The sequence below is a fragment of the Streptomyces sp. E-08 genome, from assembly GCF_049913095.1.
Lineage (GTDB): Bacteria > Actinomycetota > Actinomycetes > Streptomycetales > Streptomycetaceae > Streptomyces.
In genome coordinates, this window is the sequence record NZ_CP183971.1 from 314,197 (window position 1) to 330,734 (window position 16,538).

General features: G+C 71.5%; 15 protein-coding genes. 10 read left to right on the forward strand and 5 right to left on the reverse strand.

Features of this window, described 5'->3' with window-relative positions:
* Nucleotides 1–58: 58 nt before the first annotated feature.
* Entirely contained in the window at nt 59–1,657 is a 1,599-nt protein-coding gene (locus ACN9MM_RS01570) for an alpha/beta hydrolase (protein WP_426361922.1), read from the reverse strand.
* Between the two features lie 336 nt (nt 1,658–1,993).
* Between ACN9MM_RS01570 and ACN9MM_RS01575 the strand changes: the two genes are divergently transcribed.
* Both ACN9MM_RS01575 and ACN9MM_RS01580 read left to right on the forward strand, forming a co-directional pair.
* Nucleotides 1,994–3,208 (forward strand): 4-hydroxybenzoate 3-monooxygenase, encoded by a 1,215-nt coding sequence (locus ACN9MM_RS01575; protein ID WP_426361923.1) that lies wholly within the window; start codon nt 1,994–1,996, stop codon nt 3,206–3,208.
* A gap of 257 nt (nt 3,209–3,465) precedes the next feature.
* Entirely contained in the window at nt 3,466–5,226 is a 1,761-nt protein-coding gene (locus tag ACN9MM_RS01580) for a methyltransferase (protein WP_426361924.1), read from the forward strand.
* A gap of 480 nt (nt 5,227–5,706) precedes the next feature.
* On the opposite strand, the gene ACN9MM_RS01585 is transcribed toward ACN9MM_RS01580, so the two are convergent.
* A complete protein-coding gene (locus ACN9MM_RS01585) occupies nt 5,707–6,180 on the reverse strand; it encodes an SRPBCC family protein (protein WP_426368632.1) in 474 nt (157 codons plus the stop codon).
* A 264-nt stretch (nt 6,181–6,444) separates the two neighbouring features.
* Nucleotides 6,445–7,551: a PI-PLC domain-containing protein gene (locus ACN9MM_RS01590; protein WP_426361925.1), complete on the reverse strand. Its 1,107-nt coding sequence runs from the start codon at nt 7,549–7,551 to the stop codon at nt 6,445–6,447.
* 252 nt (nt 7,552–7,803) lie between these two features.
* Here ACN9MM_RS01590 and ACN9MM_RS01595 point away from each other — a divergent pair, with 252 nt between their 5' ends.
* From ACN9MM_RS01595 to ACN9MM_RS01605, 3 genes are all read left to right on the forward strand, one after another.
* The gene (locus tag ACN9MM_RS01595) at nt 7,804–8,520 is read left to right on the forward strand and encodes a GvpL/GvpF family gas vesicle protein (protein WP_426361926.1); all 717 of its coding nucleotides are present in this window, start codon (nt 7,804–7,806) and stop codon (nt 8,518–8,520) included.
* Nucleotides 8,521–8,645: 125 nt separating this feature from the next.
* Nucleotides 8,646–8,933: a WhiB family transcriptional regulator gene (locus tag ACN9MM_RS01600; RefSeq protein ID WP_383695846.1), complete on the forward strand. Its 288-nt coding sequence runs from the start codon at nt 8,646–8,648 to the stop codon at nt 8,931–8,933.
* Between the two features lie 38 nt (nt 8,934–8,971).
* Nucleotides 8,972–9,595 (forward strand): hypothetical protein, encoded by a 624-nt coding sequence (locus tag ACN9MM_RS01605; protein ID WP_426361927.1) that lies wholly within the window; start codon nt 8,972–8,974, stop codon nt 9,593–9,595.
* 87 nt (nt 9,596–9,682) lie between these two features.
* Here the strand turns inward: ACN9MM_RS01605 and ACN9MM_RS01610 are convergent, their stop codons facing one another.
* Nucleotides 9,683–10,189: a DUF2165 domain-containing protein gene (locus ACN9MM_RS01610; RefSeq protein WP_426368633.1), complete on the reverse strand. Its 507-nt coding sequence runs from the start codon at nt 10,187–10,189 to the stop codon at nt 9,683–9,685.
* Between the two features lie 235 nt (nt 10,190–10,424).
* Here ACN9MM_RS01610 and ACN9MM_RS01615 point away from each other — a divergent pair, with 235 nt between their 5' ends.
* From ACN9MM_RS01615 to ACN9MM_RS01625, 3 genes are all read left to right on the forward strand, one after another.
* On the forward strand, nt 10,425–12,617 hold the full coding sequence (locus ACN9MM_RS01615; RefSeq protein WP_426361928.1) for a hypothetical protein: 2,193 nt from the start codon (nt 10,425–10,427) through the stop codon (nt 12,615–12,617).
* Nucleotides 12,618–12,777: 160 nt separating this feature from the next.
* A complete protein-coding gene (locus ACN9MM_RS01620) occupies nt 12,778–13,398 on the forward strand; it encodes a hypothetical protein (RefSeq protein ID WP_426361929.1) in 621 nt (206 codons plus the stop codon).
* Nucleotides 13,399–13,486: 88 nt separating this feature from the next.
* Complete coding sequence (locus tag ACN9MM_RS01625; RefSeq protein ID WP_426361930.1) at nt 13,487–14,296, forward strand: TIGR01458 family HAD-type hydrolase; 810 nt, start codon at nt 13,487–13,489, stop codon at nt 14,294–14,296.
* Between the two features lie 58 nt (nt 14,297–14,354).
* Here the strand turns inward: ACN9MM_RS01625 and ACN9MM_RS01630 are convergent, their stop codons facing one another.
* Complete coding sequence (locus ACN9MM_RS01630; protein ID WP_426368634.1) at nt 14,355–15,206, reverse strand: universal stress protein; 852 nt, start codon at nt 15,204–15,206, stop codon at nt 14,355–14,357.
* 84 nt (nt 15,207–15,290) lie between these two features.
* Here ACN9MM_RS01630 and ACN9MM_RS01635 point away from each other — a divergent pair, with 84 nt between their 5' ends.
* Nucleotides 15,291–16,082, forward strand: coding sequence for a patatin-like phospholipase family protein (locus tag ACN9MM_RS01635; RefSeq protein WP_426361931.1), 792 nt, complete (start codon nt 15,291–15,293; stop codon nt 16,080–16,082).
* A gap of 54 nt (nt 16,083–16,136) precedes the next feature.
* A complete protein-coding gene (locus tag ACN9MM_RS01640) occupies nt 16,137–16,478 on the forward strand; it encodes a hypothetical protein (protein ID WP_426361932.1) in 342 nt (113 codons plus the stop codon).
* Nucleotides 16,479–16,538: the final 60 nt, after the last annotated feature.

Below are 16,538 nucleotides of genomic sequence, written 5' to 3' on the forward strand. Positions count from 1 at the left end.
GACAACGGGGCCCCGCAGCACTGCGGGGCCCCGTGTCATGCGTGGTGAGCCGTGTCGGTCAGAAGCGGTCCTGCCGCCCGGGGAGGCCCGGGGGCGTCGGCAGCGGGAGGTCGAGACCGTTCTGCGCCTGGGCGGGCGTGGCCCGGCAGGTCAGGTCCGCGGCCGGCAGCCGGCCCGTCGTCAGATAGGCGGTGGCGGTCTTGTCGGCGCAGGACTTCGAACCGTAGATGCCGTGGCCCTGACCGTCGAGGACGGTGACCATCCGGGAACCCTTCATGCTCCGGTGCAGCCCCTGTCCGCTGACGAGCGGGGTCTGGGAGTCCCACTCGTTCTGCAGGACGAGCGCGCCGACGGAGTTGTTCACCCTGGTGGCCGGCTCGGAACCGTTCTTCCAGAACGCGCACGGCATGATGTTCGACGCGAAGTCCCCGTACAGGGGGTACCGGGCCTTGTCGCGGATCGCGTCGCGGCGGTACTGCTCCGGGTCGCGCGGCCACGCGCGGGTGTCGGCGCAGGCCACGGCCCAGAAGGCCGCGTCCGAGTTGTCGGAGGGGACGGCCCGGGCGAACGACGGCGGAACGGGGCGGAGCGACGTGCTCTGCTTCGACGGCGCCACGGAGGGAACCCCTTCGGCGGCCTTCTTCAGCTCGGCGATCGCCTCGGCGGCGCCCTTCACATCGAAGAACATGGCCCGTCCGGCCCGGATGTCGTCGCCGGTCAGCGGCGTGCCCTGGAAGTCGATCGGCGTGCGGTCCGCCTGGGCGACCAGGCCCCAGTAGGTCTTGCCGACCTCGGCCGGAGTGTCGCCGAGCCCGTAGGTGGCGTGGCGCTCGGCGGTCCACGTGGTCCAGCGCTTGAACGCGGGCTCCGCGCCCTCCGCCCACACCTGGATCATGCCGCGCCAGATCCGCTGCGGGTCGACGGCGCTGTCCAGCACGAAGCGGTCGGAGCGCTTCGGGAACATCTGCGTGTAGACGGCGCCCAGGTACGTGCCGTACGAGTACCCCAGGTACGAGATCTTCCGCTCGCCGAGCACGGCGCGGATCACGTCCATGTCGCGCGCGGTGTTGCGGGTGGTGAGGTGCGGCAGGACGTCACCGGCCTTCGCCCGGCATTTGTCGGCCACGGACCGCGCCCACCGCACGTCCTTGGCGAACGTCGCGGCCTTGTACGGGCGCTGCCAGTTCCGCTCGTCGTCGTTCAGACCACAGCTCACGGGTGCGCTCTGACCGACGCCGCGGGGGTCGAAGCCGATGAGGTCGTACCGCTCCTTCACCGCCGTCGGCAGCTCCGGGCCCATCCACAGGGGCATGTCCAGTCCAGGGCCGCCGGGACCACCGGGGTTGAGCAGCAGGACGCCGTGGCGCTTCTGGGGATTCGTCGCCTTGATCCGGGACACGGCGACGTCGAGCTTCTTGCCCCAGGGCCTGCTGTAGTCGAGCGGCACCTTGAGCGTCGCGCACTGGAAGTTCGCCGGTGCCCCGGCCTCGCAGCGCTTCCAGTGCGGTGTCTGCTGGGTGTACTGCTTCAAGGGGTCGGCGGACACCGCCCGTCGGGGTGCCGGGGCTTCGGCGAACGCGACAGCGGGCGTGAGAGCGGGGACGAGGGTCGCGACCGCGCTGATGGCCACGAGGGGTGCTATTCGTCTGCTTCGCACAGTGAGTCAGATCCTTGCGGGAGGTGGATGATCCGTCTCATGCACCCTTGTGCAGCGCGCAGTTGAGCACATCCCTCCCCCGGACGGGATCGCGTCCGACCACAGGAGGAGAGCGCCGGGAGGAATGGTTCCCGAGGTGGAGAACGCGACGTGCCGTTTTACCGTCCGCTCCCCTGGCGCCAGGCCTCGCCCCACCGCCGGCCCGGGCCGCAGAGGGCCGCCGGGCCCTGCCCTTTCACAGAATGCAGAATTCACTCTTCCGATCTTCTCCCTATTACGGCATTCGAATTACCCATGATCATCCGCGGGATTCTCCGTGCTTATCATTCCCTGGCTATGACAGAAGATCAGAATGCCCTGGCGTCACGGGCGTCAGCGGATGTGGTCGTGCTCGGCGCCGGCCCCGCCGGCCTGGTGCTCGGCAACCTCCTGGTGGCCGCGGGAATCGACTGCGTCGTCCTCGAACGGGCCACGCGCTCCCACATCCGGACCCGCGCCAGGGCGGGATTCCTCGCGCCGAACACCGTACGGATCCTGGACCGCCACGGTCTCGCCGACGGACTGCACCGCGACGGACGCTCCCACGGCAGCTGCGAGTTCCGAACGACTGACGGCGGATTCCGACTCGACTACGGCACCCTCGGCCAGGGTGAGCGGCACACCGTCTACCCGCAACAGAACCTGGTGTCCGACCTCCTGGAGCGCTACGCCGACGCCGGCGGGCAGATCCGTTTCAGCACCGAGGCACTGGCCGTGCACGACGCCGACGGCACGCACCCCCACGTCACCACGCGGGAGTCCGACGGGCGCCCGGTCCGGTGGGACGCGCGCTACGTCGCCGGATGCGACGGGCGCCACGGCGCCGCCCGCCGATCGCTGCCGCCGGACGCCGTCCGCCACCGTCACGACCACGGCGTGAGCTGGCTCGGCCTGCTCGCCCAGGCGCCGCCCAGCCTCGACGCCGTCGGCTACGCCGTCCACGACCGCGGCTTCGCCGGGCACATGGCCCGCGGACCCCAGGTCACGCGCTACTACCTGGAATGCCGACGCGGTACCGCTGCCGACGCCTGGTCCGAGGAGCGGATCTGGGACGAACTCGACCTGAGGATGCGCGCCGAGGAGTACGGCCCGCTGCGCAGGGGGCCGATCGTCGAGCGCGGCGTCGTCGACCTGGCGTGCGACGTGCTCGAACCCCTGCGTCACGGCTCGCTCCTGCTCGCCGGTGACGCGGCGAGCCTGACCGCCCCCGCCGCCGCGAAGGGCGCGAACCTCGCCGTACTGGAGGCGGAGCTCCTTGCCGGAGCCCTGACCGAGGCCCTCCGCCGAGAGGACACCGGAGCCCTGGACCGCTACTCGACGCAGTCGCTGGCGTACATCTGGCGGGCACAGGAGTTCACCCAGTGGATGACCGGGCTGCTCCACGCGCTGCCGGGGCAGGACCGGTCGGGAGGATCGTTCTTCCAGGCCTCCCTGCGCCGTGCCCGCCTCGACTCCCTGCGCACCTCTCGCGCGCACCAGGACTGGTTCGCCGAGAACTACGTCGGCGTCTGAGCCACCGTGCCCCGGGTGCCGGTCCGAATTCCGTTTCCTGAGGGCCGTCCCCGTACCCCGTGCCCTTCCTGGTTCCGTCCCGGGTGTCGTCCCGGGTCCCGAATTCCCGAACGCCGCTCCCCCTCGCCGGGCCGCCCCCTGGCCCCACCGTGCCCCTCCGCCCGCCCCAGCACCCACCTGAGGACACCGCCGTCATGACAACGACACTCCCCGCGGAAGCCCGTTTCCCCGGCCCGGCTCCGCTGCCCGGTGAAACGATGCTTCTCGATGACGCCGAGCGCCTGCGCGCGGCAGCGGCCTTCGTACGGCGACACGAGAGCGCCACCCTGCTGTCCCTCCTCCTGCCGGGCCTGCACGGTCCGGAACTCGCATCCGTCGCCGCGTACTGCCGGTTCGCCCACGTCGGCATCCTGCTCTTTCCCCGGGACCCGCAGCACCTGCGGGATCTTCTGGTGATGAGCGGGCTCGCCGCCGACACCCCGTCCCGCCCCAGCGTCGTCGTACGGGAACGTCTCGCCCGCCGCCACCGCCGCGACGTGGCCGATCTCGACGTCCGGATCCTGCGTCCCCGCGTCCACGGCCCGGCGGACGAGCCCCGCGCGGTGGAGGTGTTCGCCCTCGCCGTACCCACAGGATCCGGCCTGGAGCCGATCGCGGCGCACGAGCGTGCCCTCGGCCACGAGACCCACCTGGCCTTCGAACTGGAGCACCCCGAGCCGCTCGTGCTGCGCGGCGTGTGCGCGGTGCTCAGCAGCCACGGCGCCCGCCCGGACGGCGGCGGGTACAACCCGCACGAGAACGGAACCGTCCTCTACTTCCTCACCCCGGACTCGACGTGCGGCTATCGACGGCTCGAGCTCTACGCCCCCGGCGACCACCGCGAGGTCCTCACCGCGCACTTGGGGGAACGCCCCGGTACGAGGCGACCCGCCGAAACGCTCCTCCACCTGCTCACCGGAGCCTGGACCACACAGGCCCTCGCCGCGTTCGCACGCCTCCGGCTGCCCGAGGCCATGGACACCGCCGGCGCCACCGGCCTCCGGGAACTCGCCCGGCGCACCGGCACCCACCCCGACGGCCTCGGCACGCTCCTGCGCTACCTCACCATGCTCGGTGCCGTGGCCGAGGACACCGAAACCACCGACGGACAGCGCGCGTTCCGCCTCACTCCTCTCGGCCGTCTGCTCCGCGCGGACTGCCCGGACTCGATGCGCGCCTTGGCGCTGATGTACGGAGGCCCGTTCTACGGCTCCTTCGCCGCACTCGACCACTCCGTACGGACGGGACAGCCCGCCTTCGACCACCTCTTCGGCGAGAGTCACTTCGACCACTTCGCCCGCGACCCCGAACTGGCCGACCTCTTCGACCGCTCCATGGCCGCGAGTTCCCGCATGTTCCAGCCGCTCCCCGCCCACCCGGTGATCACTGCGGCGGCCCAGGCCCCCACGCCCCGGACCGTCGTGGACGTGGCCGGCGGCAACGGGGAACTGCTCGGGGGCATCCTCACCGCACATCCGTCCCTGCGCGGCACGCTCCTCGAACGCCCCCACGCGGTCGAAGCCGCCCGACTCTCGCTCGGTTCCATGGAGTGCGGCGCCCGCTGCGACTACCGGAGCGGCGACTTCGCCGATGTGCCGCACGGCGGGGACGTCTACGTCCTCTCCCGCATCCTGCACGACTGGGACGACGACCGGTGCCGCGAGATCCTGCGTCACTGCGCCCGCGCGATGCCCGCCCACGCCGACCTGCTGATCGTCGAACGGCTCCTCCCCACCGACGGCTCCCCCTCGCTGGCCATGGCCTGGGACCTGCACATGCTGTGCAACGTCGGAGGCCGCGAGCGGAGTGCCGAGCACTATGCCCGGCTGCTCGCCGACGCCGGTCTCGAGCTCCTCGACCGCACTCCCCTGCCCCTGGAGGCCCACGTCCTGCATGCCCGCAAGGCCCCGCGGCCGGCCCCGGCGGTCGCATCCGGCCCTGTTGGCCTGAAGTCACCGGACGTGCCCCGGGGTCGTTGACCTTCCGGGGGCCTGAGGAGGCGGCGGGGCCCGGCTCATCCACTGTTCGCGTGTGGGACGTTTCGTCGAGATGCGTCGTTCACGCCGGTCACGGGCGGCGGGCTGAGCCGCCCGGCGCGGGTGACGAGGCCCCCGCCCCAGGAACCCCCGGGGCCGCTGCCGTTCACGGCCACGGAGGCCGATGCCGGACGGTGGGGAAGCAGCCGTTCTTTGCCGTTGGCCGCCGTCGCCGGCCTCGGAGGACTTCCCGCTGTACGGCGGGAAGGACGTCCCCCTCGTCTACTGGATGGTCGTCAGTGGACGGCCGCGGCGGGCCGGCTCCCGCCCAACCACTCCCCCACTTCGCCGCCGACCCGCGTACGGCCCTGGAAGAGGAGGGCTACCTCGAAGCCGTGTGGCGCTACGAGAGGCGCCGCGACCACAGCTGACATCTCCGCCGACGTCCAGCACGTCACCGGCTCGCTGTCGTCCCGGCGTCTCTCAGCCGCGCGCGTCCTCGGTGAGGCGGCTGCCGACTTCGCCGTGCTCGCGCACCGCGATCCGTGACAGCTTGGTCAGCATCATGCCGTTGCGGACCGCGACGATGTAGTCCACGGGCAGTCCATGCATCCGGGTTCCGGGACCGCGCAGCGGATGCCAGTCCAGGATGAACAGTGTGTTGTCGCCCCAGGGGATCAGTTTCATGGCGATGCGTGCCGCACCGAACGGATGGGCCCTGGCCTCCAGCTCCAGCCGGTGTCCCGGATCGCAGATACGGACGACGCACGTGTCGTCGAGGGTGAGAGGCCCCATGCCGACCCGGACGCGTAGGCGTGCGCCCACCTGGGGCCAGTGCGTGTCCGCCGCGAGGACCTGCTGGGTGCCCGTCACCCATTCTCCGTAGCGATGGCCGTCGGACAGCAGGTTCCAGACCTCGGACGGCGAGCTGAGGATCAGACGGCGATTGCGGGCCACATCGACCACGCTCCTTGACCAGGTGAGGATGCGGAAGCACAGGGAGTCCGTAGCCTGGGGGCCGCTCCACGACGAACCGGCGCTGCCGTCGCCGCGGCCGCACGGAACACCTCCTCGGTCGCGGCGCGCTCATCGACACTATCCGCATCGCGCTCCGCCGGCATCCGCAGGGGATCCGTGCGGCGTCCGCAGGGCGCGGTCCCCGCACGGGGACCGCGCCCTGTCGGAGCAGCAGGTGAACGGGGCGGCTCCGGTTCCGGGCGTTCAGTTCCGGGCGTTCAGTTCCGCGACGATCGAGGCCGGCGTGTGGCCGCTATTGTCGGACACCCGGTGGAAGTCGACCGAGACATAGTTCGGGTCGCGGCCGCCGGCCGCCGCGCGGCACTGCTGGGTGACGCGGTCCCGCAGCTTGGTCCCGTTGTCGAGGGCGGCGTTGATGACCGTGGGTACGTTCCGGTGGTGGCTCATGGTGAAGAGCCGCCGGAAGCCGGGCTCCTGACGGTCCAGCGGCACGTCGGACCACCGGCTGACGCAGGAGAGGTCGTTGCCGAGGTCGCCGAGGCTCCAGTAGTTGCTGACGGTCCAGGCCTTGTCGTACATGACGCCGAGGTGCTCACGGTCGGGCGCGTCGCTGAAGATCAGCAGGCGTTTCCCCGCGCCGACGAGTTCGGTCATCCTCGGCCACCCCTGCTGGCGTACGTTCCACGCGTCGGGCCGGAAGAGCAGCTGGTCGAGGCCGCGTACCCGGCCGAGCGAGTCGCCCAGCTGCTGGGCGCTGACGTAGTCCTCCAGGAAGACGGTCACGACCTCTTGGGGGTTCGCCGCGAGGAAGTCCACCACGGTCTGCATGCTGCTCTGGAAGGACTGCCGGGGCAGCGCGTACGTGGCCCCGGCGAAGGTCTTGCAGTCGCCGTGGCAGAGGTAGACGTCGCTCGGGTAGCAGTCGCTGCCGAAGCTGATGACGCAGAGCCAGGTGCTGCGCTCATACCAATGGGTGTCCAGGCTGAGGCCCCGTACCCCGTTGTCGAGCTGATGGCGCAGGGACTCGGACTGCGACACGGAACTCCAGCGGGAGTCCTCGTAGTTGGTGAACGCGTTGTGGGTGCCGAGGAAGGAGACCTCGTCGAGCCGCCGGTCGCCCCAGCGCGCCCGGGCCTGGGCCACGGCCGCGCTGTTCGCGTCCGACGTCACCGAGTAGGCGGGGGCGCCGGGCGGCGCGGCACTGGCCACGGCCGGGATGGCGAGGAGGCCCACCAGGAGGAGCAGGACCACGGCGAGCGGTCCGGTCCCGCGGGAGGAAGCGGTCCCGGCCAGGCGCACTTGTGCCCGCGGACCCACATCGAGCCGGGGTTCCTGAATTGGCATGCTCATGCTCGACATCTACCCGCTCCGGCCAGAGGACACAAGACTCCGTCACCGACCGAGAACCCCGCCCGGTTTCGAGGCACGCCGGCCGGTAAGACGGGAAAGGGCCATGACACCGAACCGCCCCCACGACGTCACCCGGTCCGACGCGTGCTCCCCAGACCCGGGACGCCCGAGCGGGGTCCCGGACGCACCCGGGGCCTTCCGCCGGGCCCCGTACCGACGGGACGGGACACGCGCCGGACGAGAGGAGAAACCATGACCACGTACGTCTACGGCATAGCCCCGGCCGACCGGAAGCTGTCCGGCGACATCGAGGGCGTGGGCGACCCGCCCAGGCCCGTGCGCGCCGTACGCAGCGGTGACCTGGTGGCCCTGTGCAGCGACGCCCCGGCCGAACTCGTTCCGCGGCGAAGCGATCTGCTGGCGCATCTGCACGTCGTGATCGAGGCCGGCAAGGACGGCACGGTCCTGCCGCTGAGGTTCGGAGGGATCTCTCCTGACGACGAGACCGTCGCCGCGATCCTGGAGGAGCGCCACGACCGCTACCTGGCACGGCTGGAGGAGCTCGCCGGCAAGGACGAGTTCAACGTGAAGGTGCATCACGACGAGGACGCCGCACGGCGGGTGGTACTGGCCGACGAACCCGACCTGGTGAACCGGCGTCCGTCCGACCGCGCGGCGGGCGGCGACAACCACGACAAGGCGACCTTCGGCGAACTGGTCGCCCGGGCCGTGTTCGAGCGGGGAAAGTCAGACGCGGCGCTCGTCGAGCGCGTCCTCGGCGCCCATGCGGCGGCAGTGGTCCGCGGACCGAGGGCCGTCGGCCGACTGGCCGACCTCTCGTTCCTCGTGGAACGAGAACGCCGCCACGAGTTCGAGGAGGCGCTGCGCGGCCTCCACCAGGAGCACGCGCACCTCCGGACCCGGGCGACCGGGCCGCTGCCGCCGTACAGCTTCGTCGAAACCGATTGACCCCATGGCCCCGCCCGACGGCACTCCGACCAGGCGGACGAACCCTCGGCACGTTTCGAGCGGGGCTTCACGGCCAGACGGGAGGAGAGAACCGTTCGGCCACCGGAGCGAAGGAGTGGACTGACATGTCGAAGACATCGCACCTCCCCGGGCGCGCGGAGCATCAGTGGGCCTGGCAGAGGGCGGCAGCGTGCCGCGGTCTGGGCACCGAGGTGTTCTTCCACCCGGAGGGTGAGCGCGGCGAGAGCCGGGTGAAACGCGAAAGGGCCGCCAAAGCGGTCTGCGACCTGTGCCCCGTGCGGGTCCAGTGCCTGCAGCACGCCGTCAGCGTGGCCGAGCCGTACGGCGTCTGGGGCGGCCGCACGGTGAGCGAGCGTGAGCCGTCCACGGGGACCGAGGCGGCTGCGGCATAGCCGGACCCGGCGGGCGCGAGACGGAAAGGAAAGCAGTCATGTCGACCCAGAACGCACTTCTCATCCTCGCGGCGGCGGTCGCCGTACTGGTGGCGGCCGGTTTCCTGGTCCGAGCCCTCTCGGGCACGGACAGAGGCGCGAGCCCACTCGAACGACGCTTCGGCCCCGAGTACGCGCGCACGCTCGCCTGGCACGGCGGCGACACCGAGTCCGCGCACCGCGATCTGCGCGAGCGGCTCGACGCGTACGGGGGCATCCGTGCCCTGCCGCTGGAACCGGCGGTCCGCGCGCACTACACCGCCCAGTGGACCCAGCTCCAGGAAGGTTTCGTCGATGCGCCGCGGCAGTCCGTCGCCGACGCGGACGAGCTCCTCGCACGGGTCGCGGCGACCGAGGGTTTCCCGGACACGGACCGGCGCGAAATGCAGCTCGTCGCCCTCTCCGTACACCATCCCGACCATGTGGAGGGGCTGCGCGCGCTACGTCGCGCGGCGGGCTCCTCGACGGCCTCCACCGAGGAGCTGAGGGAGGCGCTGGTCGAGGCACGTGCGCTGTTCGAGGCGCTGATGGAGACCGGGAGCCCGACCCGCGTCGGCGCCGTCCGACCCGGCTCGGGACGACACCGAGGGCACCTGCTCAAGCCGAAGGGAAGTGGAGTGTGATGGCACACGAACACCGGAACGAGGACTCGGCCGGCGGCGGCCCGCCCCTGACGGGCAGACCGCGGACCCCGTGTGACGCAAGGCGCGTCAGGACCGTCCGGCACCTGGCCGGCGAACGCCGGGCAGGTGCACCACGAGGAGCGTGAAGGCGGCCGACGCGACGTTGCGGGCAGCGGCGTCCAGACCGTTCCAGTCGGACGACTGCCACATGGCGAACCACTCGCCGCCGATCGCGAGGAAGCCCATCCCGAAGAGCAGCAGCACCATCACGAGCCCCACCGTGCTTGCCGCGCGGGCCCGGTCGTACGCGTCGCGGCGCAGCCCCGTGATCCAGAACCAGGTGGCGGCAAGGAGGACCACCGCGGCCAGTGTCTCCCAGACGATGACGGCGACGTAGGCAGCGTTCTGCAGGACGGGGGAATCGACCGCCCGCCACATCAGGTCGGGGTCCTTGAACGTGGTGTCCATGCTCAGGACGTGCTGGACGAACTGCTGGTTGGTCCCGAAGTCCGTGATGTTCCCGAAGGCGACCAGGGTCATGTTCAGCGCGACGGTCGCCGTCAGCGCGGTCGCCGCCATGGACGACGCGCCCATCCGGAGAAGCCACGTGCGCCAGGTCGCCGGGGCGGTTCCCGGGGAACGGGCGCCGGAGTCGGTGCCGGTCGGCCGGTGGGCCTGTGCCATGGACGTGTCCTCCCGCATCGTCCCGCGGGGCATGGACCGCGGGTCGTGCCGTCCCCCTCCCCCACTTGCTCAGCCTTCAAGCCGACTCGCGAGGAGGATCACGAACCAGGGCTCGTTGCTCGCGCTGAAGCGCGAGAATCGGCGCATGGTTCGCTCGTTCCTCCGCAGCCCTGTCCCCGACCGCGCGGACGCAGCGCGCCCGCGCGGCCAAGCGGCCGAGGCCAGGCACACCGCCGCGATGGAGGCGGCCGGATATGAGCCGCTGGAGCCCTACCCCGGAAACGGGAAGCCGTGGCGGTCCCGGCACTTGGCGTGCGGAAGCATCGTCTCCCCCAGACCGGCGTACCTCAGCACCGGCCGGGTCGGGTGCACGGAGTGTGCGAAGGAAAGTCGCCGGGCGACCTTCCAGCAGCGCGCCGGCGGGGCCGAGCGGGCCGAGGCGGACCTGCGGTCGGTCGGTCTGGAGCCGCTGGATCCCTACCCCGGTAGTGGGAAGCCGTGGCGCTGCCGCTGCACCGCCTGCGGGGCCGTCGGCACCCCACGGCTGTCCGCGGTCCGGAACCTGATCAAGGACGGGGTCGCGTCGGGCTGCGCCACGTGCAATCGCAGGGCCCGCGGCCGGCGCCAGCGCGAGGCCAACGCCCGAAGCGCCGAGGTCATGGTGCGCGCGGCCGGGTACGAGCCGCTGGAGCCCTACCTGTCCGCCGCGGCGCCGTGGAGCTGCCGTCACGCGGCGTGCGGCGAGGTGGTCCGGGTGAAGGCGTCGAGCATCCGCAGTGGCTACGACCCCTGTCCGGTCTGCCGGGCGCAGGGGTACAAGCAGCGGGCTGCTGCCCGCCGTACCGACCCGGCCGAGGCCACCACCCTGATGCGGGCGCACGGCTTCGAGCCGCTGGAGCCGTATCCCGGCTCTTCGGTGGGCTGGCACTGCCGCTGCGTCACGTGCGGGAAGGAGTCGAAGCCTCTGTACTCCGGGGTCAAGGGCCGCGGGCACCGTTGCGGTCACTGCGCGGGAAGCGCGCCGCTCGACCCCGCGGCGTGCGCGGCCGAGATGCGCGCGGCCGGGTTCGAGCCGCTGGAACCCTACCCCGGCAGTGACAAGCGGTGGCTGTGCCGCTGCCCCGTCGGCCACGAAGTACCTCTTCGGCTGACCGGTGTCCGTACCGGCAAGGGATGCCGGATGTGCGCAACCCACGGCATCGACCTGGCCGGGCCGGCGAAGCTCTACGTGATCACCCACCGGGAGTGGAACGCGGTCAAGGTCGGGATCGGTGCCTGCACCGGCTACACCTCCCGCCTCCTGCAGCACGTGCGCCAGGGGTGGGAGCTGTACCGGGCCGGCGACTACGCGACCGGCGCTGCCGCCTACGACGTCGAGCAGGCCGTCCTGGACCGCCTGCGCGGCGCCAAGCTGTGTCCGTTCCTCACCAAGGACGTCATGCCGAACGGATGGAGCGAGACCTGCTCCATCGACCGCGTCACCGCGGGCGAGGTGTGGGCCATGGTCGAGGAGGAGACCCGCCGCGCACCCGACGCCTACGTTCCCCGGGCCGGCGCCCGGCCCCGCGCCGCCGTCCTGATCGACGCCGATGCCGCAGCCGAGGAGATGCGCGCCCGTGGGTACGAGCCGCTCGTGCCCTACCCGGGCCGCACGAACACGACCTGGCCCTCCCGCTGCACCACGTGCGGGCACGAGGGCCGGCCCACCTTCAACGCCGTACGCAACGGAGGCCAGGGCTGCCGCATCTGCCGGACCAGAGCCGCGCAGGCCAAACGTGCCGCGGCGACCGCGCCGAAGGCGGCTGAAGTGATGCGCGCGGCCGGCTTCGAACCGCTGGAGCCTTATCCCACCAGTCAGACTCCCTGGCGCTGCCGCTGCACCACATGCGGCCGCGAGAGCACCCCCACGTACTCCAACGTCCACAACGGCAGGAGCCGCTGCCGCTTCTGCTCCTCGAAGTCGTCGAACGCCGAGCAGGCCGCGGACGAGATGCGCGCGGCCGGCTTCGAACCGCTGGAGCCCTACCCCGGCCGGACCACGGATCCGTGGCACTGCCGCTGCTCCTGTGGGAACGACGTCATGACGCGTCTGTGCTTCGTCCGGTCAGGGACTACGGGGTGCAAGAAGTGCCCCCGGGCCGGCGGCCGAACCGACGCTTCGAAGGCCGCCGCCGAGGTCAGAGAGGCCGGGTTCGAGCCCCTGGAGACCTATCCCGGAAGGACCACCGACCGGTGGCGCTGCCGCTGTTCCTGCGGCAGTGAAGCCACGGTGACGTTGACCGACATCAGGCGAGGCCGAACCAGGTGCGGTATCTGCTCCCAGGGCAACGCCGACTGACCCGTGCGGAAGTGGCCGCATCGACCCGAGTGCCCCAGGTCCGGCCATCGGCAGACCGAGAGCCGCCACAGGCGCGAGCAGACGTGTCCCGCATCCGGCTGATCGGCCTCGCGGCCTGCGGGTGGCATTGTCCACGATCCCTGAGCGACGAAGGAGCACCATGTCCTACGACAGGGCATCCCTGTGGGGCCCGGCGAACTTCTCCGGACGGCCACCGGCCCGGCTGGTGGTGGAGGGCCTCGTCGTGGGCGTGGTGACGGCCGGTCTGGTCGCGGCTGCCGCGGTGACGGGCGTGTTGACGGGGGTCCTCACGGTCGGCACGGTGGTGGGAGCCGTCGTGGCCCTGGCCTCCGCCGTCTATCTCTTCTCGACGAACGCGGGACGCGTCCTGGTCGGTGTGGTCGCCCTGTCCGGTGGCTTCCTCGCCTGGTGGATACCGGGCCAGACCGCGCAGGCCGTCCTGGCGGCGCGCGGCGAGAGCCGTACGGTGGTGGTGACCGAAGTCCACGTCCACCGCTACGAAGGACGGAACTACCTCAAGAACTCGTGTTCCGTACGTCTCCCCGACGGCGCCCCGGTCCCCACCGAAGCCTGGCGCAGCTGCGCCGCCGACGCCCGCCCGGGCCGGCGGCTCACGATGGTCTTCGACCCGGAGGGCGCCGTCCCGCCGACCGACCGCGTCCTTCCCTCCTCCGCCGCAACAGCCCTCGCGGGACCGGCGGCGGCCGGCCTGGCACTCGCGGCCCTGTGCTGCGTCGCGGTGATCCGGTCCCAGCCATGAGAGAAGAGCGCCGGTGCCGGGTGAGCCGAGTGGTGGACGGTCCTGCGCCTTCGGCGCTGCACTCGGCACCGCGGCTACCATCGGCTCCATGGGACGAATCCGAGCGGTCCTGGTCGACATCGACGGCGTCCTCACCGTCTCCGGGAAGGCCCTGCCGGGAACAGCCGAGGCCATGGAACAGCTCCGGGGCGCGGAACTCCGCGTCGCGCTGGTCACCAACAACACCTCCCGCACCAGGGCCGCCATCGCCTCGCGTCTGGCCGACCTGGGCTTCCCCGTCGACGCGGGCGACATCCTGACCGCACCGGCGGCCACCGCGGCGTATCTGCGCGATCGGTTTCCCGGCGCACGCTGCCTTCTGCTCAACAGCGGTGACGTACGGGACGACCTGACGGGCGTCACGCTCGTCGAGGAGGGTGACGCCGACGTCGTCGTCCTCGGCGGAGCCGGGGCCGAGTTCGGCTACGAGGCCCTCAACGGGGTCTTCCGGCAACTGCAGCGCGGCGCCCGGCTGGTGTCGATGCACCGCAATCTGTACTGGCGCACCGAAGGTGGCCTGGACCTGGACACCGGGGCTTTCCTCGAAGGGATCGAGAAAGCCGCCCGCACCCGTGCCGAGGTGACGGGCAAGCCGGCGCCCGCGTTCTTCGCGAGCGCCCTCGCCCATCTCGGCGTCGACGCGGCGGAGGCGCTGATGATCGGCGACGACATCGAATCCGACGTCCTGGCCGCCCAACGGTCCGGCATCACCGGGGTACTGGTCAGGACGGGCAAGTACCTTCCCGAGACGCACCGCGACGCCTCCGGCACACCCGACCACGTCCTCGACTCCTTCGCCGACCTCCCCGCCCTGCTCGCGCTGCTCGCCGCCGGGGACGGCGGGACGCCTCAGCGTTGACGGAGCCCCGGTGAACAGCACGAACGTCCCGTCTCCCTGAAGGCCCGTGTCCTCTCTGTCAGGCGTGCGGTACGACTGCGACAGGGCAGGAGGCGTGATGGATGACGGCGTGGGTCGTCGATCCGATGTGAGCGCCCCTGGCCGCCCTGCGCCGGCCGACGACCACGAGGCGCGCATCCGACGCGGCCTCGATGAGATGCTCGGCCGGCCGTCCCGGAGCGGACACCTCCGTCACCTCCGTCGCCGGGAACCTCTCCCGGAACGGTCGAACCGCGGCGGCTAGTGCGGCCGCCTTCTCGTCCTTGGTGGCTGCGCCGGCGTGGTGAACGAAGGAGTCGTGCCACGTGTGCACGATGTCCAGCGGGACGCGGTGCCGCCCGGCGAAATCGAACGCGAAGTTCAGGAGCTCGTCACCGGCTTCGGTCACGTCCAGACCGAGGACCACCTTCGGGCGGCTGTCCTTCTCGTATCCGGGGCGCACGAGAACCACTGGGCGCTCTGTTGCCGCGATGACCTCCTGCCCCACCGAACCGACGATGAAGCCGCGGACGCTACCCAGCCCATGAGAGCCCACGACGAGCAGCTCCGCCTCGGCAGCGGCGGCGAGCAGCACGCTGACGGGCGCGTCCTCGACCTCGTCGGCGGTCATCGTGAGGCCCGGCCGCCGGGACCCGACACGCCGCTCGGTCTCGGCCAGCACGCCTTCCGCCGCGTCGGCACGGTCCTCGTGCGACACCTTCATCGCCCCCAACTGATGCTCCGCCCACCGTGTGGCGTACACCAGCCGCAGGGCGTCACCGCGCAGCGCTGCCTCGTCGGCGGCCCAGTCCACAGCCGCCACGCTTCCTTCAGAGCCGTCCACTCCCACAGTGACAGGTCGGGACACGCTGCTCTCCTCGCCTCGGGCCATCGTCGACAGGCCCTCACGGGGGGGCACCGATGGGCATCCTTGCGTGAGAGCACGTGGTCGAGAAGCTACCGATTCGGTGAACCGATGCCGTGCGCGGCGTTCGACGACGCTGGTGAAGTACCCCGTCCGGCGGAGGACACCTCCCGTCCTGGAGATCCTGCGCGCCCGCCGGGAGTCCGGGAGCTTACCGGGGCAGCGTACGGACGGTGCGACCGTCGCCGTCGCCGTCGAGGGTGGCGGCATGCGCGGGGTGATCTCCGCGGCGATGCTGTCCCAGTTGGAGGACTACGGCTGGTCGACGGGTGCTCCGCCGGTGGGATCAACGGTGCCTGCTTCCTCGCGGGCGGGACCTGGTACCCGCTGTCGATCTACTACGACGACCTGACGAACAAGCAGTTCGTCGACTTCTCCCGGGCTCTGCGCGGACAACCGATCCTGAACCTGGCCTACTCCTTCGACCACATCATGGAGCGGGTCAAGCCCCTGGACTACGAGGCCGTCCTCCGCTCGCCGATATCCCTGGCCGTCCCGATCACCGACGTCGACGCCCTGCGGACCGTGATGCTGCGGGAGTTCGCCTCCCGGCACGACCTCAAGGCCGCGTTACGCGCCTCCGCCTGGCTGCCCATCTCCGTCCCCGGCACCTTCGCCACGCCCGACGGGAGACGCGCCGTCGACGGCGACGTCCTCACCGCCCTGCCCTTCCGGCTCGCCGTCGGGGACGGCTGTACGCACGTCCTGTCGCTCAGTACCCGGCCGTTGGGACCGGCCGGCAGCTCAAGCGACACGAGCCGAACCGGGGCCGGCTTCTCCACCACGCGCGGATGGCCTACGGAATCGCGTTCTGCGCCACTGAGAGAAGACCGGCCGAGCTGATGCGCCAGGGCGGAATCCGTGCCATGCCGAGACTGAGGGTGGTTGACAGCGCGAATGGAGCACCGGGGCGCGACGCTGGATCTGCTGCTCGCAGCACTGTCCGATCTGACGGGCTCTGACGAGGGGAGCCTGGCACGGTTACAGGACCTGCTCAAGCTGCCCGCCGACGGCCGGCCGGCAGCCGCCCGGCAGCGGACCCGCCGGCTCGACCTGTGCTGGCGCCTGCTGCAGGACATCCCTCTCGACGAGCGATCGTTCGACAACCGCTTGGGGCTCGCGGGCAGGCGGGCGACGATCGCGCACCTCGAAGCCTGGTGCCTCGGACACCGAGACCCGAACGGCGGACGCCCGGCAGGCCCGGGCGAGCTGTTCGGTTCGTCAGCCTGTTCCTGCTGACCCTGCTCGGCCTCGCCGAATCCGAGGCGCAGCGCTCGCTCCCGCAGCAGGGGACCGTCA